11 protein-coding genes and 1 pseudogene are annotated in these 20,841 nt (G+C 67.0%); 2 read left to right on the forward strand and 10 right to left on the reverse strand.

The annotated features are described in order from the left end of the window. Positions 1–107: 107 nt before the first annotated feature. From WS95_RS08120 to WS95_RS34695, 5 genes are all read right to left on the reverse strand, one after another. Positions 108–1,280, reverse strand: a complete 1,173-nt coding sequence (locus tag WS95_RS08120; protein WP_059823224.1) for an HlyD family efflux transporter periplasmic adaptor subunit — start codon at positions 1,278–1,280, stop codon at positions 108–110. Then, complete coding sequence (locus WS95_RS08125; RefSeq protein WP_059823226.1) at positions 1,277–3,472, reverse strand: type I secretion system permease/ATPase; 2,196 nt, start codon at positions 3,470–3,472, stop codon at positions 1,277–1,279. The genes WS95_RS08120 and WS95_RS08125 overlap by 4 nt, the downstream gene beginning before the upstream one ends. Further along, positions 3,465–4,976: a TolC family protein gene (locus WS95_RS08130; RefSeq protein WP_257139680.1), complete on the reverse strand. Its 1,512-nt coding sequence runs from the start codon at positions 4,974–4,976 to the stop codon at positions 3,465–3,467. The genes WS95_RS08125 and WS95_RS08130 overlap by 8 nt, the downstream gene beginning before the upstream one ends. 433 nt (positions 4,977–5,409) lie before the next feature. Further along, a complete protein-coding gene (locus WS95_RS08140) occupies positions 5,410–12,945 on the reverse strand; it encodes an Ig-like domain-containing protein (RefSeq protein WP_059823228.1) in 7,536 nt (2,511 codons plus the stop codon). Between the two features lie 864 nt (positions 12,946–13,809). Continuing rightward, the gene (locus tag WS95_RS34695) at positions 13,810–14,013 is read right to left on the reverse strand and encodes a hypothetical protein (protein ID WP_156444456.1); all 204 of its coding nucleotides are present in this window, start codon (positions 14,011–14,013) and stop codon (positions 13,810–13,812) included. A gap of 66 nt (positions 14,014–14,079) precedes the next feature. Here WS95_RS34695 and WS95_RS08145 point away from each other — a divergent pair, with 66 nt between their 5' ends. After that, positions 14,080–14,817, forward strand: coding sequence for a sulfite exporter TauE/SafE family protein (locus tag WS95_RS08145; protein ID WP_059823230.1), 738 nt, complete (start codon positions 14,080–14,082; stop codon positions 14,815–14,817). Between the two features lie 289 nt (positions 14,818–15,106). Further along, positions 15,107–16,486: an amino acid permease gene (locus WS95_RS08150; protein ID WP_059823232.1), complete on the forward strand. Its 1,380-nt coding sequence runs from the start codon at positions 15,107–15,109 to the stop codon at positions 16,484–16,486. A 33-nt stretch (positions 16,487–16,519) separates the two neighbouring features. On the opposite strand, the gene WS95_RS08155 is transcribed toward WS95_RS08150, so the two are convergent. The 5 genes and pseudogenes from WS95_RS08155 to WS95_RS34700 all read right to left on the reverse strand — a co-directional run. Further along, positions 16,520–17,098, reverse strand: a complete 579-nt coding sequence (locus WS95_RS08155; RefSeq protein ID WP_059823233.1) for an NnrU family protein — start codon at positions 17,096–17,098, stop codon at positions 16,520–16,522. Positions 17,099–17,363: 265 nt separating this feature from the next. Further along, positions 17,364–17,927 carry a TfoX/Sxy family protein gene (locus WS95_RS08160; RefSeq protein ID WP_059823547.1) on the reverse strand — a complete coding sequence of 188 codons (564 nt, stop codon included), beginning with the start codon at positions 17,925–17,927 and terminating at the stop codon, positions 17,364–17,366. After that, positions 17,924–19,033 carry a malate/lactate/ureidoglycolate dehydrogenase gene (locus WS95_RS08165; protein ID WP_059786001.1) on the reverse strand — a complete coding sequence of 370 codons (1,110 nt, stop codon included), beginning with the start codon at positions 19,031–19,033 and terminating at the stop codon, positions 17,924–17,926. The genes WS95_RS08160 and WS95_RS08165 overlap by 4 nt, the downstream gene beginning before the upstream one ends. Before the next feature lie 60 nt (positions 19,034–19,093). Beyond that, positions 19,094–20,548, reverse strand: coding sequence for a M20 family metallopeptidase (locus WS95_RS08170; RefSeq protein WP_034204382.1), 1,455 nt, complete (start codon positions 20,546–20,548; stop codon positions 19,094–19,096). Positions 20,549–20,661: 113 nt separating this feature from the next. Next, positions 20,662–20,772, reverse strand: a pseudogene (locus WS95_RS34700) (2-nitropropane dioxygenase); the annotation flags it as partial. Positions 20,773–20,841 lie beyond the last annotated feature (69 nt).

Consider the following 20,841-nt stretch of genomic DNA (forward strand, 5'->3'; position numbering starts at 1 on the left):
GGCATCGCTCGGGTTCAACGCGCTGGGGCAAGCTAACGGGACCCGGGTTGCGCCCACCGCTGGCAGCGATTCGGCGCCGCACGCATGATCGTGCCGCGCCCGGCGCACTAGCGTTCGCGCAACGCCTCGGCGGCCCGGTTCAGCGGCTTGACGAGGTAGTCGAACACGGTGCGGCGCCCGGTGCGGATCTCGGCGGTCGCGACCATGCCCGGCAGGATTGGATGCCGCTTGCCGTCGCGGGTTTCCAGATACGCATGCTGCGTGAGCACGTAGACGCGGTAGTAGTACACACGCCGGTCGACCTGGTCTTCGATCGTGTCGGGCGAAATCCGCTCGACCTTCGCTGGCAGCGAGCCGTAGATCGACGATTCGAACGCCGTGATCTTCACGGTCGCGTCCTGCCCCGGATGAACGAACGCGATGTCGCGAGGGCTGAGGCGCGCCTCGATCAGCAACTGATCGTCGAGCGGCACGATTTCCATCAGCATGCCGCCCGGCGGAATCACGCCGCCGACCGTCGACACGCGGATATCCTTCACGATGCCGCGCGCCGGCGCGCGAATCACGGTTCGTCGCAATTGATCGGCACGGCCTTCGCGAACCTTGAGCAACGGTTCGAGATCGGCCATCGTCTTCGAGTAGTCGGCTTTCAGCGCGACGTAGTACTCGCTCTGCGCCGCCGCGAGCTTCGTCGAGAATTCGGCGGCCTTCTGACGCAGCCGGAGCACTTCCACCTCGTTGGTCGCGCCGGTTTTCAGCAGCGGCAACGCAATCCGGAGCTCGTCCTCGGCGAGGCGCAACTGTTCGCGCAGGTTGGCGACGTTTTCGTGAAACGCGCGCCGGTTGGCGACGAACAACTGACGCTCGCGCGCGGTCACGGCCTTCTCGTTCGCGAGTTCCGCCGGGAAGTCGATGCCGGGCAGGTCGTTCATCTCCGCATACAGCCGCGCGGCGCGGCCCTGCAATGCGGTGATCCGCTCGAGCGTTTCCTCCATCGACGCGCGCGCGAGCACCGGATCGAGCGTCGCGAGCCGCTGGCCCGCGTCGACGACGTCGCCCTCGCGCACCGCCAGCTCCAGCAGGATGCCGCCTTCGAGACTCTGGATGACCTGCCCTTTCGATGCCGGCGTGACCTTGGCTTCGCCGACCGCGACTTCGTCGAGGTTCGCGAACACGGACCACACGAGGAAGATCGTCAGCGCGGCGACGATCAGCCACAGCATCCGCCGGGCGGGTGCCGCTTCGCGCACGCGGTGCGCCGACCACGGAAAATCGCTCATTGCGCCTCTCCCGCCATCTGCGCCGCCACCGGACGCGAGCCGCCGGCCGCCGGCGTGCCGGCGCCGCGCAGCGCGGCCAGCACCTCGTCTTTCGGACCGTCGCGCACCACGCGTCCGCCATCGAGCACGATGATGCGATCGACGATCGACAGCACCGGATAACGATGCGTCGCCACGATCAACGTGCGATTGCCCAGCCATTGCTGCAGGCGCTCGACGATCGCCCGCTCGGTCGCCTCGTCGAGCGAGGCGGTCGGCTCGTCGAGCAGCAACACGTTCGGCGAGCGCAGAATCACGCGGGCCAGCATCAGCGCCTGCTTCTGGCCGCCGGACAGGCCAAGGCCGCTTTCGCGCAGCTTCATGTCGAGGCCGTGCGGCTGCCGCAGCAGCAACTGGTCCGCGCACGCGACCTTCATCGCGGCGAGCATCGCGTCGTCGCTGGCGAGCGGATTCGCGATCAGCAGGTTCTCTCGCAGCGTGCCGTAGAAGAGGCTCGATTCCTGCAGCAGCATCCCGACGTCGCGGCGGACATCGGCGACGTCGATCAGGGGCATCGGCGTGTCGTTGAACAGGATGCGCCCCTGCACCGGCGTCGCGAGCCCGCCGAACAGCCTCAGCAGCGTCGACTTTCCCGCGCCGACCCGGCCGAGAATCGCGACCCGCTCGCCGGGCTCGATCGACAGATTCGGAATACTGAGCACGGGTCTTTCCTGCGGATCGAAGCTGTATCCGACCTGCTCGAAGCGATATCGGCCGACGAGCGCCGGCTTGTGATACGCATCGACCGCCGGATCGTGGTCGACCGGCAACGCGAGCAGGTTGTCGAGCCCCTTCTTGCCCGCCCGTACGTTCTGGATGCGCGACAGCACGGCAGGAATCTGCCCCAGCGGCGCGATCGTACGGCTCGTCAGGATCGAACAGGCGAGCACGGCGCCGAACGACAGGCTCGAGTCCAGGATGCCGTACACGCCGGCGACCAGCACGCCGGCGTAGGCGAGCTGCTGCACCGTCTGCGCGAGATTGACCAGCAGGCCCGCCAGCCGGCGCTGCTGCAAGCCGATATCGGCATTCACGCGATTCGTATGCGCCCACAGCTGCCGGAATCGCGGCTCCGCCTGCAACGCCTTGATGTCTTCGGCGCGATAGATCGCTTCCATCAGGATCGCGTTGCGCAGCGCCGATTCCTCGAGCCCTCGGTTCGACAGCTTCGCCAGCGGGATCTGTGCAAGCACGCCCGGCAGGATCAGCAGCGGGATCGCCGCGAGCGGCACGAACGCGAGCGGCCCGCCGAGCAGCCAGATGATGAACAGGAACGTGACGACGAACGGGATGTCGATCAGCACGCCCATCGTGCTCGACGTCAACAGCTCGCGCAGCTGTTCGAGGTCCCGAAGCTGGGCGACCAGCGTGCCCGGCGAGCGCGGCCGCGCGTCGTTGCGGATGTCGAGCACGCGCGCGAAGAACATCGCGGACAGCTTGAGGTCCGCCTGCTTGCCGAAATGATCGGCAATCGACACGCGCGCGGTACGCAGCAGCAGTTCCAGCGCGAGCGCGAGCACGACACCCGACGCCAGCACCCACAGCGTATGCGTCGCCCGCGCCGGGACCACGCGGTCCCACACCTGCATCGCGAACAGCGACGTCGCGATCGCGAGCAGATTGCCGAACAGCGAGCCGGCGCCGAGATCGAGCAACACCTTCCATTGCGCCGAGAACAGATCGTGCAGCCAGGTGTCGGGTTTGACGGACAGATAGCCGTCGACGCGCTCGTCGCGCCGCGCGACCCGCTCATGGACGATCAGCACGCGGGCCGGCCACGCCGGCGCCGGCGCGTCCAGCTCGATCGCGCGTTCGAGCGGCTTGCCGTCGAAGACGAACTGAACGACCGCACGCCCCGCCGCGACCGACACGATCACACCGACATGCGCATCGTCGAACACGGCGAGCGCCGGCAGCATCGCCGGCGTGAGCCGTGCCGGCGGCAATGCGACGAACTGCGCGGCCAGGCCTGCGGACGCGGCGACTTCGACGACGGCCGCGTCCGGGTCCGCGACGCTCGCCCACGATGCCGCGCCGCGCACCTGCTCCGGCGAAACGGCCAGGCCGAGATGCCGCGCCGCGAAAATCAGCGGGTCGGCCCAGCGTGCGACGTCGGCGCCGGCATCGCGGCCGGCGCGAAACGCATCATTCATGACGACTCCCCTCGTGTTCGCGCAGCAATTCGACGAACTTGCCGACTGCCACGTATGCCTTGATGCGCGCAATCGCGCCGTCGGCGAGTGCGTTGATCGACTCGACTTCCGATTCGAAGATGTCGCGCTCCGGATTCACGACATCGGTCAACGTACGCTTGTTCAGGATGTATTCCTGCCAGTACAGGTCGCGCGACGCCCGCGACAGCGCGGTCACCTTCTCGTAGCTGTTCAGGCGCGCCGCGGCGCCCGACGCTTCGATCTCCGCCGACTTGAGCGCGCTGCGCGTGACGAGCCGCCGGTTCTCGAGGCTTTCGCGGTTCGCGCGCAGTTCGGCTTCGGCGGCCGCGATCTGGTGTTTCGCCAGGCCGCCCAGCGAGTAATTGCCGCTCACCGCGAAACCGATCCACGTGTCGTTGGTGGCGTTCGGCCGGCCGCTCGATATCGAACGGCTCGCGCCGATACCGATCGACGGGAAGCGCTCCGACTGCGCGACCCGCACGCGCGCATCGGCCGCATCGACGGCCGCCGCCGCGGCAAGCACCGACGGCGTGCGCTCGATGTCGCCGCCGGCATAGCCGAGATCGCCGACGAAATCCACCGTGCCGCCGAGATTCGCCACGCGCCGCGGGCGCGCGCCGATCAGTTCGGTGAGCTTCGCGGCGGCGACGTCGAAACGCGTGTTGGCCTTCAGCACTTCCGCCTGCGCATGCAGGATCGCCAGTTCGACCAGGTTGCGGTCCGACGAAACCGATAGTCCGGCCCGCACGCGATCGAGGATCTTCGTGCGCGTGTCGCTCAGCGCGACGACCTGGCGCCGCGCGGCGGCGACGACGTCCTGGCTGGCGGCCAGTTCGACGAACGTCGACGCCGTCTGGTACGCGACCGTCTCGATCGTGTCGGCCAGCTGATACTGCTTCTGGCTGCGCGTCGCGTCCGCCGCGGAAATCCGGCCCGACGTGCGGCCGAAGTCGTACAGCAACTGCGACACGCCGATCGATGCGCGCGTGCCGGTACGGTTGCCGTTGCTGCCGAAGCTGCCGCCATAGCCGGGACGCACGCCGTAGTCGATCTTCGGGTACCAGGCCGCCTTCGCGACCTCGACCTCCGACACGCTTTGCGCCACTTCCGCATGCGCGCGGCCGATGTCGGGATGGCGCGCGATCGCGACGCCGACCGCGTCGCGCAGCGTCAGACGATCGAGCGCGATGCGCAGCGTCTCGTCCGAGGCGCCAGCGGCATCCTCGGCATCCTCGACGCGGCCGGCAGCGGGGACATCGAACGCGTCCGGTCTGTCCGGCGTGATCGTCGTCACCCCTGCCGTCATCCCGTCATGCAGCGGCGAAACTGGCGCTTGCGGATCGATCGGCGCCATCGCGCGGGACAGGTTCGCGAGGACGATGCGCCGCGCCGGGTCCGCGGGCGGCAACGGCGGCGCCACGTGCCGGCGCGGTGCGGCAGCGGGCATGCCGGCCGGCAGCGGCACGAACGACGCCGTCGCCATCGCCGTCTGCACTGGCGCAGCGACCGGCTTGGGTGGAGTGGGCGGCGCGGGTGGCGATGAATGCGCTGACGGCGCCGCGGCCGCATGGACCGTGTCGGCCGGTGCGCGCGCCGCGGTCTCGAACGAATCGGTCAGCCGGCCGCTCGGCAGCGGCGACGACGACGCGAACGCCGCCGCTGCGGTGTCGAGCAACGCGATCGCGAACAACACATGGCCTGGATGGAAAACGGCACGCACCGCGCAAACGGCGCGACGCAAGGTGTAGCTGAAACGAGCGGTTGTCTTGAGCATCATCGGGACGCCGGCGGCGAGCCGTCCGGCAAAGCAGACCCCGCTTGCCGCGGGGATGGATATGCGTCGGGCAAGCCCGCGTCGCGATGCGACGGGGCTCGCCGTGTCGGAGAGGCAGGCCGGCCTCCCCGTTGCGCTGCGGTCAGACGATGATCTGCTGGTTCGCGAGCAGGGTCTCCAGGTTGGTCGTCACGTTGTTCAGCGTGACGAGGGTTTCGGAACCGAACGCCGTCCCGGCGCCGTCGCGGTCGATACTGATCACCGTATCGGCGCCGACGTTCGTCACCGACAGGAACTGCCCGATCGTGTCACCCGCATCGATCGTGGCCACGCCGTCCACGTAGTGCGCGGGGCCGTCCGCATCGGCCGTGTAACCGACCAGCAGCTTCGACAGATCGATCTTGTCGCCGCTCGTATCGTTCGGGCCGCTGGCCAGCTGGAAGTCGGTGATGACGTCCTGGCCGTTGCCGCCGGTGTTGTCCGCGCCGACGACTTCCCACAGGAACACGTCGGTGCCGGCGCCGCCCGTCAGCGTGTCGTTACCGGCGCCGCCGATCAGGATGTCGTTGCCGTTGCCGCCGTTGAGCGTGTCGTTGCCGGCACCGCCGCGCAGCAGGTCGTTGCCGTCGCCGCCGTTCAGCACGTCGTCGCCGCCGTAGCCGTACAGGCGGTCGTTGCCGGACGTGCCGGTGACGGTGTCGCTGCCCGACGTACCCTCGATGATCGACGTCGACTGCGTCGAGCCGAGCAGGTTCGCATTCAGCAACTGACCGGCCGTGGCCGACGCCGACAGGCCCGTCTTGTCGGTCGCGGAGATCGTCACGCTGTCGAGCGCGCTGATACTGATCAGCCCGCCGTTCAGCGTGATCGAACCGAGAAACTCGTTGAGCTTCAGGTTGTCGATCGTGCCGCCGTCGGCCGCCGTGATCGTCAGGTCGGACGACGGCCCGATCAAGCCGAGGATCCCGGGGTTGTTGACGACGTTGAAGTGCAGCCCCAACTCGTTCGCCAGCGCCTGGTTCGCGTTGAATTGCAGCGCGCCGAGGCCGATCAATCCGCCGTAGTGCAGTGTCACGTGATCGAGGTTGTTGTTGTAGTCCGATGCGGAGAACGCCTGCTGCGTGCTGAAATCGATCAGGTTGAGCAGATTCGCGCCGATGATCCCGAGCAGGTTCCCCGACGACTGCGCCGATACGACCGGTGCGACGTTCGGATCGATCGTGAAGAGCTGCGAGGTCGTCGGGCCGAGGTTGCCCGCCGCATCGACGACGCGCACCGTCGCCGTGTAGTCGGCCGCGGACAACACGCCCTGCGTATACCAGGTCCAGTTCGTGCCGCTGACGGTCGCGTTGGTCCAGTGTGCGCCGCCGTCGAGGCTGACCTGGACGACTTCGCCCGCGCCGAGCGCCGCGTTCAGCGTGCCGCCCAACGTTGGGGTCGTGTCGCCGGTGATCCAGTCGTTGGGCACGCCGGTGTTGTCGGTCAGGGTCGTGAGCGTGGCCGTCGCGGTCGGGGCGGTCGTATCGACCGTGACCGCGAACGACGCGCTCGGCGCGCTGACGTTGCCTGCCGTGTCCGTTGCTGTGACGGTCAGGCTGTGTGCGCCTTCACCCAGGCCGGTGGTCGGCGTGAACGTCCAGTTTCCGGACGGGTCCGCCGTCGTCGTGCCCAGCAGCAGCGTGCCGTCATAGACGTTCACCGTGCTGCCTGCTTCTGCCGTGCCGGCAAGCGTCGGGGTCGTGTCGTCCGTCGTAGCACCAGTCGTCAGCAGGCCGGTGATCGAACCGACGTCGTCCGTGACGGTGGCGATGATCGGTGCGGCCGGCGCCGTCAGGTCTGCAACCGTTACCGATGCGGACGGGCCGGTGTTGCCTGCCGCGTCGGTGGCCGTCACACCGATCACCGTGCCAATCGGCAGCGGGGTCGATGGCGTGTACGTCCATGCACCGCTCGGATCGGCCGTCACGGTGGCGTCCGGCGTGCCGTCGCCGTTCGTGTCGATGTTGACCGTTGCGCCCGCTTCCGCCGTGCCCGACAGCGATGTACCGTCCGTCGCGTTCACCGTCGGAATCGCCGGCGCCGTCGTGTCCACCGTCAGGTTGAATGCCGTGCTCGGTGCGCTGACGTTGCCTGCGGTGTCCGTTGCGGTGACGCTCAGGCTGTGTGCACCTTCACCCAGTGCCGTGGTCGGCGTGAACGTCCAGTTTCCAGACGGATCCGCCGTCGTCGTGCCCAGCAGCGTCGTGCCGTCATAGACGCTCACCGTGCTGCCCGCTTCTGCCGTGCCAGCAAGAGTAGGCGTTGCGTCATCCGTACTGCCGCCGGAAACGATCGCGCCAACAACGGAACCCACATCGTCCGTGATGCTAACCACGACCGGTGTCGCAGGCGCCGTCGTGTCGCCCGTCACCGTCACCGATGCAGACGGACCCGTATTGCCTGCCGCGTCGGTGGCCGTCACGCCAATCACCGTGCCGACCGGCAGCGGGGTTGACGGGGTGTACGTCCACGCGCCGCTCGGGTCCGCCGTCACGGTTGCATCCGGCGTGCCGTCGCCGTTCGTATCGATATTGACCGTTGCGCCTGCTTCGGCCGTGCCCGACAGCGACGTTCCGTCCGTCGCGTTCACCGTCGGAATCGCCGGGGCTGTCGTATCGACTGTGATCGCGAACGATGCGCTCGGAGCACTCACGTTGCCTGCCGTATCCGTTGCAGTCACCGTGATCGAGTGTGCACCCTCTCCCAAACCCGTGCTCGGCGTGAAGGTCCAGTTTCCGGAAGGGTCCGCTGTTGTGGTACCCAGCAGCGTCGTGCCGTCGTAGACACTCACCGTGCTGCCCGCTTCCGCCGTGCCAGCAAGCGTAGGCGTTGCGTCATCAGTACTGGCGCCGGATACGATCGCACCAAGAACGGAACCCACATCGTCCGTCACGGTACCGATGATCGGTGCCGCAGGCGCCGTCGTGTCGCCCGTCACCGTCACTGATGCAGACGGACCCGTATTGCCTGCTGCGTCGGTGGCCGTCACGCCGATCACCGTGCCGACCGGCAGCGGGGTCGACGGCGTATACGTCCATGCGCCGCTCGGGTCAGCCGTTACAGTGGCGTCCGGAGTGCCATCGCCATTCGTATCGATGTTGACCGTTGCGCCCGCTTCCGCCGTGCCCGACAGCGACGTACCGTCCGTTGCGTTCACCGTCGGCAGTGCAGGAGCCGTCGTGTCGACCGTCAGGGTGAATGCCGTGCTCGGCGCGCTGACGTTGCCTGCAGTATCGGTTGCGGTGACGGTCAGGCTATGGACGCCTTCACCCAGTGCCGTCGTCGGCGTGAAGGTCCAATTTCCGGAGGGGTCCGCTGTTGTGGTACCCAGCAGCGTCGTGCCGTCGTAGACGCTCACCGTGCTGCCTGCTTCCGCCGTGCCAGCAAGAGTAGGCGTTGCGTCATCAGTACTGGCGCCGGATACGATCGCGCCAACAACGGAACCCACGTCATCCGTGACGCTAACAACGACCGGTGCCGCAGGCGCCGTCGTGTCGCCCGTCACCGTCACCGATGCAGACGGACCCGTATTGCCTGCCGCGTCAGTGGCCGTCACGCCGATCACCGTGCCAACCGGCAACGGAGTCGATGGCGTGTACGTCCACGCGCCGCTCGGATCGGCCGTCACCGTCGCGTCCGGCGTGCCGTCGCCATTCGTGTCGATGTTGACCGTTGCGCCTGCCTCGGCCGTGCCCGACAGCGACGTACCATCTGTTGCGTTCACCGTCGGAATCGCCGGCGCCGTCGTGTCGACCGTCAGGTTGAATGCCGTGCTCGGCGCGCTGACGTTGCCTGCGGTGTCCGTTGCGGTGACGCTCAGGCTGTGCGCGCCTTCACCCAGCGCCGTGGTCGGCGTGAACGTCCAGTTTCCGGATGGGTCTGCCGTCGTGGTGCCCAGCAGCGTCGTGCCGTCATAGACGCTCACCGTGCTGCCGGCTTCTGCCGTACCGCTCAATGTCGGTGTCGCATCATCAGTAGCACCACCAGAAGTAATCGCACCAACAACGGAACCCACGTCGTCCGTGACACTAACGACGACCGGTGCCGCAGGCGCCGTCGTGTCGCCCGTCACCGTCACCGATGCAGACGGACCCGTATTGCCTGCTGCGTCGGTGGCCGTCACGCCGATTACCGTGCCGACCGGCAGCGGGGTCGACGGCGTGTACGTCCACGCGCCGCTCGGATCGGCCGTCACCGTCGCGTCCGGCGTGCCGTCGCCATTCGTGTCGATGTTGACCGTTGCGCCTGCCTCGGCCGTGCCCGACAGCGACGTACCGTCCGTTGCGTTCACCGTCGGAATCGCCGGCGCCGTCGTGTCGACCGTCAGGTTGAATGCCGTGCTCGGCGCGCTGACGTTGCCTGCGGTGTCCGTTGCGGTGACGCTCAGGCTGTGCGCGCCTTCACCCAGCGCCGTGGTCGGCGTGAACGTCCAGTTTCCGGATGGGTCTGCCGTCGTGGTGCCCAGCAATGTCGTGCCGTCGTACACATTGATCGTGCTACCCGCTTCTGCCGTGCCAGCGAGTGTCGGCGTCGTGTCGTCCGTCGTTGCGCCAGTCGTCAGCAGGCCGGCAACCGAACCCACGTCGTCCGTGACGCTAACAACGACTGGTGCCGCAGGTGCCGTCACGTCACCCGTCACCGTTACCGATGCAGACGGACCCGTATTGCCTGCCGCGTCGGTGGCCGTCACCCCAATCACCGTGCCGACCGGCAGCGGGGTCGACGGCGTGTACGTCCATGCGCCGCTCGGATCGGCCGTCACGGTGGCATCCGGTGTGCCGTCGCCATTCGTGTCGATGTTGACCGTTGCGCCCGCTTCCGCCGTGCCCGACAGCGACGTACCGTCCGTCGCGTTCACCGTCGGAATCGCCGGCGCCGTCGTATCGATCGTCAGGTCAAAGGTCGCACTCGGAGGGCTCACGTTGCCTGCCGTGTCCGTTGCAGTCACCGTGATTGCGTGTGCGCCCTCTCCCAAACCAGTGGTCGGCGTGAACGTCCAGTTTCCGGACGGATCTGCCGTCGTGGTACCCAGCAGTGTCGTGCCGTCATACACATTGATCGTGCTACCCGCTTCCGCGGTACCGCTCAATGTCGGTGTCGCATCATCCGTACTGCTTCCAGAAGCGATCGCGCCAACAACGGAACCTACGTCGTCCGTCACAGTGCCGATGACCGGGGCCGCAGGCGCCGTCGTATCCCCCGACACCGTTACCGAAGCCGACGGCCCCGTGTTGCCTGCCGCATCTGTAACCGTCACCCCAATCACCGTGCCGACCGGCAGCGGGGTCGACGGCGTATACGTCCACGCGCCGCTCGGATCGGCCGTCACCGTGGCATCCGGTGTACCGTCGCCGTTCGTGTCGATGTTGACCGTTGCGCCCGCCTCGGCAGTGCCCGACAGCGACGTACCGTCCGTCGCGTTCACTGTCGGAATCGCCGGCGCCGTCGTATCGATCGTCAGGTTGAATGCCGTGCTCGGCGCGCTCACGTTGCCCGCAGTGTCCGTTGCAGTCACCGTGATCGAGTGTGCGCCCTCTCCCAAACCCGAGCTCGGCGTGAACGTCCAGTTTCCCGACGGGTCTGCCGTCGTGGTACCTAGCAGTGTCGTGCCGTCATAGACGCTCACCGTGCTACCTGCTTCTGCCGTGCCAGCAAGAGTAGGCGTTGCGTCATCCGTACTACCGCCTGAAACGATCGCGCCAACAACGGAACCCACATCGTCCGTGATGCTAACCACGACCGGTGCCGCAGGCGCCGTCGTGTCGCCCGTCACCGTCACCGATGCAGACGGACCCGTATTGCCTGCTGCGTCGGTGACCGTCACACCAATCACCGTCCCAACCGGCAGCGGGGTCGACGGGGTGTACGTCCACGCACCGCTCGGATCGGCCGTCACGGTTGCATCCGGTGTGCCATCGCCGTTCGTGTCGATGTTGACCGTTGCGCCCGCTTCCGCCGTGCCCGACAGCGATGTACCGTCCGTTGCGTTCACCGTCGGAATCGCCGGGGCTGTCGTATCGACTGTGATCGCGAACGATGCGCTCGGAGCACTCACGTTGCCTGCCGTATCCGTTGCAGTCACCGTGATCGCATGTGCACCCTCTCCCAAACCCGTGCTCGGCGTGAAGGTCCAGTTTCCGGAGGGGTCCGCTGTTGTGGTACCCAGCAGCGTCGTGCCGTCGTAGACACTCACCGTGCTGCCCGCTTCCGCCGTGCCAGCAAGCGTAGGCGTTGCGTCATCAGTACTGGCGCCGGATACGATCGCACCAAGAACGGAACCCACATCGTCCGTCACGGTACCGATGATCGGTGCCGCAGGCGCCGTCGTGTCGCCCGTCACCGTTACCGATGCGGACGGACCCGTATTGCCCGCTGCGTCGGTGACCGTCACGCCGATCACCGTGCCGACCGGCAGCGGGGTCGACGGCGTATATGTCCATGCGCCGCTCGGGTCGGCCGTCACGGTTGCATCCGGCGTGCCGTCGCCATTCGTATCGATGTTGACCGTCGCGCCCGCTTCCGCCGTCCCCGACAGCGACGTACCGTCCGTCGCGTTCACCGTCGGCGCCACCGGCGCCGTCGTATCGATCGTCAAGCCGAATGCCGCGCTCGGCGCGCTCACGTTGCCCGCCGTATCCGTTGCAGTCACCGTGATCGAGTGCGCGCCCTCTCCCAAACCCGTGCTCGGCGTGAACGTCCACTTCCCGGACGAATCCGCCGTCGTCGTCCCCAGCAGCGTCGTGCCGTCATAGACGCTCACCCTGCTACCCGCTTCCGCCGTACCGCTCAACGTCGGCGTCGTATCGTTCGTCGCACCGCCGATCGCAACCGGATGTTGCGCATCGTCGTTGACGGCCGTAATCGCAGGCGCTTCCGGCACGACCGTATCCACCACGATCCCGACCGTGCCCAGCTCGCTCGTATTGCCGCTACTGTCGGTCTGCGTCACGGTGATCTGATGGGCGCCGTCGGGCAACGTACCGGGCGTGTACGACCAGTGCCCGTTCGCGTCCGCGGTCACCGTACCGACCGTCTGACCATCGATCTGGATCGTCACCGTTGCGTTCGGCTGAGCACCCGAACCCGCGATCGTCGGCGACGCGCGCCCCGTGACGACATTGCCGTTGCCGCCAACCGACTGCCCATCGATCGAGTCGATCGTCGGTCGCGCCGGTCCGGTCGGCGTTCCGCCGCCGCTACCGCTACTGCCACCATCCCCGCCGCCGCCGCTGGCCGCGGCCGCCGCAATGCCGCCGGCCGCGGCGACGCCGCCGAGTATTCCGAGCAGGGCACCGGTCGACAACCCGTCGCCGATCGGCGCATAGACGAGCGCCGAATCGACGATTCCGTCGCCGGTCGCCTGCAATCCGGGGCCGAACTGCACGAGAAACCGCCCGTCGTCCTGGACGAAGACGAGATTGTGATAATCCGCGCCGTTTTCGAAGAACGCCTGCACGCGCACCGTTCGGCCGTCCTTGAATTCGACGATCAGGTCGTTCCCGGAACGCGCGTAGTTGGCCACGTCCTCCTTGTGAGCCGCCAGCAGGAAATTGGCTGGACCACCGGGCGACGCGACGACCTGCGAACCATTGGCGACCGGAACATCGACGTGATTGCTCAATACCGACGAGGAAACCATTGCCCGACTCCTTGTAGATAGGGATGACAAACCTGGCCCGTCGCCGACGGGCAAACGTTCAACCAAACGGGCGCGACGGGGCACGACGCGATTTCGCGCCGCTGCGAATCGGGTATCCGGCTCGCGCGGGACGCAACGAGCCGCTAGCCCACCCGAGGCGGTCTATAACGGAAAAGGAAGAAAGGAGCCGGGGCTGCTATGGAATCAGGGGCGAGTCCAGACGGCCGGAACAGCCGTTCGCCCTACGTGCCAGGCAATGGCCCGACACGGCGCGCCACCCCGCCGGACGTAAGTGTCTGATGGCCCTCGTGCCGCGGATTTTCTCCGTACGGCGATTTTTTGTTTGATATTGGATCTGCATCTCTACCGCCCTCGCCATATTAGTTATTTCCTTTTATCGCGAATAACCAACGATTCGCTTGATCAGAGCGAATTGTCGCGGTGCACCATTACTCTCTTTTATGTTACTGCTCGTGCCTGCATTTAGATTACACCGGTCTTTCACGTACATCATTGCACTCCGTTGGAGCTTTTACAAATATTTTCAGTCTTTCGTGCATATATTTTTCTCTCATCATAAAAAGATGAACAATTTGCAGGATTGATTCGACGAATTCGTTGCCAAGACAATGATTCATCGCGACAGGGTTATCTCGAAAAGCCCGGCCCGCTTGGGCCCGTGCCCACTTCAGCGGAAGGAAAGCAAGAGCAGATTTCGGTATGCAACTGTATTGAGATCGCGCATCCTGACGCATCGCATCCACCTATAAACCTCGTCGGCAAAAAGGATTTTCCGGAAAACCCAGAGACATCCCCGGCATCTCCGAACCCGACACCTATTTCTGCCGAGCACTGGCATCCAATTCAGCCTTCGCCGTAACGATATTCATTCACACCGAAAACCAGCCTCCCCAAACCAACCCAGCGAATCCGAAAAGGAAATAAATAACGAGGTTTTGGCGGAATTGAATCCTCGCTGCAAATAATCGACGCGCATGCGGTCCGCGCACCGGCCATCGCCGGCATCGCGCCGACACGCGTGCGTGGACGGCGGTCCTGAATTACCATCGTGCATCCTCACGCGGCGGGCTTGGCCGTCGTCGGTTCAAGCCCGATATCCCGGATCAATCGATCGTGCTCGCTCTCGTCATCGTCGCCGGCCTGTGGGCCGGCCTCCAGAACGCGCTCGCGGGCGGCGGTTCGTTCGTCACGCTGCCCGCGTTGATCGTGTCGGGAATGTCGCCGCTCGCGGCCAACATCACGTCGACGGTCGCACTGTTCCCCGGCCAGGTCACCACGGGCTGGGCCAGCCGGAACATGGTGAGCGGCGTGGGCAAGCTGCCGTTTCGCGCACTGTTCGCGATCAGCGTGGCCGGCGGCGCACTCGGCGGCCTGTTGCTGCTGAAAACGCCGTCGTCGATCTTCTCGCAGTTGGTGCCGTGGCTCGTGCTGTTCGCGACGATCGTGTTCGCATGGGGCAGTTTCTTCCGCAAACCGGACACTGGCGCGCAACATCTCGGCCCCGTCGCGACCGGGGTCTCGCAGTTCCTGATCGCGGTCTACGGCGGCTACTTCGGCGGCGGCATCGGGTTCCTGATGATGGCCGCGCTGACGATGGCCGGCCTGCCGCCTCGCCGCGCGATGTCGACCAAGAACGCGCTGGCGGGCGTGATGAACGCGTCGGCGGTCGTGCTGTTCCTCACCTCGCCGCACCTGCACTGGCGCGCGGCGATCGCGCTCGGCGGCGGCGCGATCGTCGGCGGCCTGCTCGGCGCGTGGGCGCTGCATCGCGTGAACGAACGCGTGCTGCGGATCGCGATCGTCTGCATCGGCGCGCTGCTGACCGTCGGGTTGTTCGTCAAACCGATCTGAGCCCACGCTCGTCCCTGCCGCGATCGCGGCAATTGATGAGCAAACCGCAAGACGTCTTTCGCATATCTCGTTTGCCGTCGCGACGGTGCCCGACCACAATCCGGGTTGTCGCGATCGTCGCCCTCTCGCGGGCGCCGACCGGCACACCGCGGCCGCCATTTCGATTCACCGCCGGCGGGCCGGCACATCGCGTCACCCCACGCTCCCTCGACATCGGCGCCCGTGCGGCAGAACGCTTGCCGACGCGCCGTCCGATACGTTCCCGGCCAACAATAACTAGAGGTAGGAGATGCAGCACAACTCGTTGAGGCAAAGCCTCAAGCAACGGCACATCACGATGATCGCGCTCGGTGGCGTGATCGGCGCGGGCCTGTTCGTCGGCTCCGGCGCGATCATCGCAACGGCCGGCCCCGCGGCGATCCTGTCGTACCTGATCGGCGGCGTGATCGTCACGCTGGTCATGTTCATGCTCGGCGAAATGGCGTCCCGCAATCCCGACAGCGGCTCGTTCTCCACGTACGCGAGCAGCTATCTCGGCGAATGGGCCGGCTTCGCGGTCGGCTGGCTGTACTGGTTCAAATCGATGATGACGATCACCGTCGAAGCGATCCTGCTCGGCGCGATCCTCCACGATTTCCTGCCGTGGCTGCCTGTGTGGGGCGGCGCGCTGTTCATGCTCGTCACGCTGATCGCGAGCAACGCCTACTCGGTGCGCTCGTTCGGCGAAGCCGAATACTGGCTGTCGTTCGCGAAGGTCGCGACGATCGTCGTCTTCATGGCGCTCGGCGCATCGATCCTGCTCGGCTTCCAGCCGCGCATTCCCGCACCGGGGCTCGTGAACCTGACCGAGCACGGCGGCTTCATGCCGAACGGCATCTCGCCCGTGCTCGCCGGCGTGATGGTGGTGATCTTCTCGCTCGGCGGCAGCGAGATCGCGGCCGTAGCCGCGGGCGAATCGGAAAACCCGCGCAGGAACGTGATCCGCGCGATCAAGAGCGTGATCGTGCGCGTGATGGTGTTCTACGTCGGCTCGGTGTCGATCCTGATCCTGTGCATGCCGTGGACCGACAAGGTCAACCTGAAATCGCCGTACGTGTCGCTGTTCGGCATGGCGGGCTTCACGGCGGCGGCCGTCGCGATGAAGATCGTGCTGTTCGTGTCGTTCATGTCCGTGATGAACTCGTTCCTGTTCTCGAACTCGCGCATGCTGTTCTCGCTGAGCCAGCGCGGCCACGCGCCGGCGATGTTCGGCCGCACCAACGCGAAGGGCGTGCCGATGAACGCGCTCGTGCTGTGCCTCGCCATCTGCGTGTCGATCCTCGGCATTCACTTCGTGAGCGGCGGCGATCTGTTCCTGATGCTCGCGAAGAGCAGCGGCGCGTTCGTGATGATCGTATGGATCTTCATTGTCGTCGCGCACTTCGCGATGCGCCGGCAGACGCGGCACGAGCAACGCGACCCGACGGCGTTCCGCGCGTGGTTCTATCCGGTGTCGAACTGGGTCGCGCTGCTGGCGCTCGTCGCCGTGCTGGGGTCGCAGGCGTTCAATCCGGATTCGCGCTTCCAGTTCTGGTTCACGGTGCTGACGGCGCTCGCGATCGTCGCGGCGTACTTCTTGCGGCGCAAGCAGCCGTCATTCGGGCAGGCAGCCGGCGCGAAGAGCCGCTGACGAGCGGGACGCCGACCGGCGCGCGCGTTCCGTTCAGCCGAACGGCCGCACGCCGATCAGCGGGCCGTGCAGGAACAGCGCGAACACGGCCCAGGCGACGAGCCCGGCAGCAACGGCCGCGACGTCGCCGGCCAGTCGGCCGGCCGGATAGCGGACACCGTCGCGGCGATCCCGCGCACGCGACACGACAAAATCGACGATCGACCACACGAAGAACGCACCGAACAGCACGACCGCGTGCACGGTGCCGTTCACGAGCAGGTGCGCCACCGCCCAGACCATCACGCCTGCCAGCATCGGATGCCCGACGAGCGTTTTGATCCGGTTGCGCGGCACATACGACGCGGCGATGAGCACGAACGCGACCGCGGTCAGCATGCCCGTCAGGTGGCGCACGCCGAGCGGCGACACCCACAGCAACGTCGCGCTCGTGCGGGCGATCCCGTACCCCCAGATGATCAACGCGAAGCCGACGATCGACGCGATCGCGTAACCGCCCTTCCAGCCCCGCTCGCCGATCCGCTCGATCGTCGCGGACCGCCAGCCGTCGGCGACGATCCGGATCGAATGCACACCGAGGAAGATCGCTAAACCGAGAATCAGGACGAGCATCGGCTGTCTCCGTCTGGAATGATGAGTGGGGAAGCGTTCCGCGCGGCGTCCGGTGCGCCGTTCGCGGGGCCGGCGGCGAGGCCGGCGCAGGTCGCGCGAGGCACGGGCGCAACCCGCGCCGATCATAAACGCCGGGGCCGTCGTTGTGAAGCATGGACGATGTGCGGTGCGTCAAGCTCGATGCATGCGTGCGCCGGGTCGTGCGGGTATGCCTGAAAGAAAGGAAAACGAAAAATCGCGAGGCTGTCGCGCCGCGCGGTCGGTACTACGTCTGCTTGCGCTTCGCCGCAGGCTTCGCGGCCTGCGCCCGTGACGATTTCAAGGCCGGTTCCGCTTTCCGCGCCGACGCCGGCTTCGATGCGGATTTCGCCGCTGGACCGGACACCTTTTTCGACGCCGGTTTCGATGCGGGCTTCGCTGCAGCTTTCGGCGCGGCTTTCGCTCCTGCCGCGGATACCGTCTTCGACGCCCCCCTCGCCTTGCGCTTCGGCGGCCCGGCCAGCAGCGCCGCGCGATACGCGCTGCGGCACCAGTCGAACAGCGCGCCCGCATCCTCGAGCACGTCGGCCGGCGTTTCGTAATAGCCCTCGAGCGAGACGGTGCGCGTAGGCCGCGCATACCAGAACGGCCCCATCCCCGCCGCGACGAACGCCGGGCGGTTCACATCGTCGACGCGCAGGAACAGCGACCCGCGCGACATGAAGCCGAACATCACGCCGTCGAGCCGCAAGGCCGCACCGCTGAAGAAGCGTGCGACGGCGACCGTACCGAGCGGCGCAAGCTGATACGCGATTTCCTCGCCGTGCGCCTTCTCCGCCTGCCAGCTCATGCGGATGCCTCGCAGCGCTGCGTCCATGCATCGAGCTCGGCCGCGTCGAAACCGACGGCCGCCGCGCTCTCGCGAATCTGCCGCCACGTCGCGCGGTCGACCGGAATGCCGGCCGTGCCGCGTACGGCGCGGCTCGCCTCTTCCGGCTCGCCGGGCACCTGCACCGGTGCATCGCCGGCTCGCGGTGACGCCTTCGCCCATGCGACGAAGGCATCGGCTTCGCGTTCGGCGTCGGCCGCGTCGAACGCTTGCGGATCGATCAGCACCGACAGCATCCCGTTGACGATCGCGCTCGTCTTCTGCAGCGTATCGCCGTACGTCGTATGCCCGCCCACGAGTGCGCCGCCGAAGATCTCGCACATCGCCGCGAGCGCATACCCCTTGTGCAGCCCGAACGGGAGCAACGCGCCGAACGGCTGCTCGTGCATCACGGCCGGGTCGTCGGTCGGCTGGCCGCGATGGTCGATCAGCGCGCCGGCCGGCACGCGCTTACCCTGGTTGTAAGCGACGCGCGTCTTGCCGTACGCGATCGCGCTCGTCGCGAAATCGAGCAACAGCGGCGGCTTGCCCGCCCGCGGATACGCGGCGCAGAACGGGTTCGTGCCGAAACGCGGATCGGTGCCGTGCAGCGGCGCGACCAGCAGGTCGCCCGGCACGTTGACGAAATGGAACGACACGAGCCCCGAGCGCGCGCATTGCTCGGCCCAGTGCCCGATGCGGCCGAGGTGATGGACGTCGCGCAGCCCGATCGCGCATATGCCCATGCGCCGTGCGCGCTCGATCCCTTCGACCATCGCCTCGAACGCGATCACCTGGCCGAAGCCGCGGCCGCCGTCGATCGTCAGCACCGCGCCGCCGTCGCGGACGATCGACGCGTGCCCGTTCAGTTGCAACTGCCCTTCCCGCCACGACGCGACGTAGTTCGGGATCATCCCGACGCCGTGCGAATCGTGGCCCGCGAGATTCGCGCCGACCAGGTGATCGGCGACGAGCGTCGCCTCGCGCGGGTGGCTGCCGGCCCGTTCCCAGAGTGCCGCGACGAACGCATGCAGCGGTTCGGCGCGCATGCGCAGCGGTTCGGTATCGGGCGTCGGCAGTGCGGTCATCGGCAACACTCCATCAAGTCGGTTCGGGTCGGGCAATCGACACGTCGGATATCGCGACGATCAGCGCGCGGTCGCGATCACGTCGGCCACGGCCGCCGTGAGCTTCTTCGCGTACGGCACGTGCAGGAACTCGTTCGGGCCGTGCGCGTTCGACTTCGGGCCGAGCACGCCGCACACCATGAATTGCGCTGCGGGGAAGCCCTCCTGCAGCACGTTCATCAGCGGGATCGTGCCGCCCAGGCCCATGTACGCGCAGTCGGCGCCGAAGTGGCGGCGCGACGCGGCGTCGAGCGACGACGCGAGCCACGGCGCGAGATCCGGCGCGCTCCAGCCGGTCGCGGCGCCCGCGTCCGGCTTGAACGTGACCTTCGCGTTGTACGGCGGATCGAGTTCGAGCAATGCCTTCAGCTGCTGCACGGCCTGCGCGGCGTCGACGAGCGGCGGCAGCCGCAGCGACAGCTTGAACGCGGTGCGCGGGCGCAGCACGTTGCCCGCATCGGCGAGCGCCGGCATGCCGGCCGCCCCGGTCACCGACAGCGACGGGCGCCACGTCGAATTCAGCAGCGCCTCGCGCGGATCGGTCGTGGTCGGCAGCACGGGTTTGCCGTCCGCGCCGCACGCCCACGGCAGCCCCTTCCATACCGTATCGCCGAGAATCGCGGCGGCCGCTTCGGCTTCGCGCACGCGGCTCGACGGAATCTCGCAATGAAACGCGCCCGGCAGCAGGTTGCCGTTCTTCGCGTCTTCGAGACGTTCGAACAACTGGCGCATCACGCGGAAGCTCGACGGCGCGATGCCGCCGTAGACGCCCGAATGGACGCCTTCTTCCAGCACCTCGACCTGCAGGTCGCCGGACACGAGGCCGCGCAGCGACGTGGTCAGCCACATCTGGTCGTAGTTGCCGGCGCCCGAATCGAGGCACACGACGAGCGATACCTGGCCGAGCCGGTCGCGCAATGCGTCGACGTACGGCAGCAGGTCGTAGCTGCCCGACTCCTCGCAGGTCTCGATCAGACCGACGCAGCGCGGCCGCTCGATGCCCTGCTCGTCGAGCGCGCCGAGCGCCGCGAGGCTCGCGTAGATCGCATAGCCGTCGTCCGCGCCGCCGCGGCCGTACAGCTTGCCGTTCTCGAACTTCGGCGTCCACGGGCCGAGGTCCGCGCGCCAGCCGTCGAATTCGGGCTGCTTGTCGAGGTGGCCGTACAGCAGGATCGTGTCGGTGCTGCCCGAACGCGTCGCGGGCGTCTCGAAGAAAATCACCGGCGTGCGGCCGGGCAAGCGCACGATCTCGAGCTTCAGGCCCTTCACGGGCTGCCGTTCGGCCCACTGCGCGGCGTCGGTGACGACGCGCTCGAGATAACCGCGCTTCGCCCAGTCGGGGTCGAATGCGGGGCTCTTCGCCGGAATCGCGATGTAGTCGGTCAGGGCGTGGAGGATTTCATCGTTCCACTTGCGCTCGATGAAGGTCACGAGCTTGTCATGGTCGAGGACGGGGGTGGTGTCGACGGATGTCATGGTGGGGATGCCTGGATAGGGCTGACGAAAATCCAGATCATACGCCGATGCTCCCCTGCCGGCGCCCCCTTCCGCGCCGTTCAGACCGCCTTCGGAAACGCGTCGCGCAGGCCGGCCGCGCAGGCGAGCGAACCGAGCCCGCCGGCTTCGCACACGGCAATCGCGAGCGGGCCCGGCGAGCCGACCATCGGCGCCTGGATCGACGACGAACGGGAAGGCGGCATCGGCCTCTTTTATCGGAATGCGTGTCCGTCGCCACCGGTTGCGCTTTTCATCGTCGCGCAGCAAGCGCG

Origin of the sequence: Burkholderia sp. MSMB1826 (assembly GCF_001526325.1) — a bacterium.
Taxonomy (GTDB): Bacteria; Pseudomonadota; Gammaproteobacteria; order Burkholderiales; family Burkholderiaceae; genus Burkholderia.

Bases quoted from the DNA above. Each gene is read 5' to 3' on its own strand.
- WS95_RS08160 (WP_059823547.1), bottom strand. From the start codon at position 17,927: ATGAGCTGGCAGGCGGAGAAGGCGCACGGCGAGGAAATCGCGTATCAG.
- WS95_RS08155 (WP_059823233.1), bottom strand. From the start codon at position 17,098: ATGCTCGTCCTGATTCTCGGTTTAGCGATCTTCCTCGGTGTGCATTCG.
- WS95_RS08125 (WP_059823226.1), bottom strand. From the start codon at position 3,472: ATGAATGATGCGTTTCGCGCCGGCCGCGATGCCGGCGCCGACGTCGCA.
- WS95_RS08120 (WP_059823224.1), bottom strand. From the start codon at position 1,280: ATGAGCGATTTTCCGTGGTCGGCGCACCGCGTGCGCGAAGCGGCACCC.
- WS95_RS08130 (WP_257139680.1), bottom strand. From the start codon at position 4,976: ATGGCGACGGCGTCGTTCGTGCCGCTGCCGGCCGGCATGCCCGCTGCC.
- WS95_RS08150 (WP_059823232.1), top strand. From the start codon at position 15,107: ATGCAGCACAACTCGTTGAGGCAAAGCCTCAAGCAACGGCACATCACG.
- WS95_RS08140 (WP_059823228.1), bottom strand. From the start codon at position 12,945: ATGGTTTCCTCGTCGGTATTGAGCAATCACGTCGATGTTCCGGTCGCC.
- WS95_RS08165 (WP_059786001.1), bottom strand. From the start codon at position 19,033: ATGACCGCACTGCCGACGCCCGATACCGAACCGCTGCGCATGCGCGCC.
- WS95_RS08170 (WP_034204382.1), bottom strand. From the start codon at position 20,548: ATGACATCCGTCGACACCACCCCCGTCCTCGACCATGACAAGCTCGTG.
- WS95_RS34695 (WP_156444456.1), bottom strand. From the start codon at position 14,013: ATGGTAATTCAGGACCGCCGTCCACGCACGCGTGTCGGCGCGATGCCG.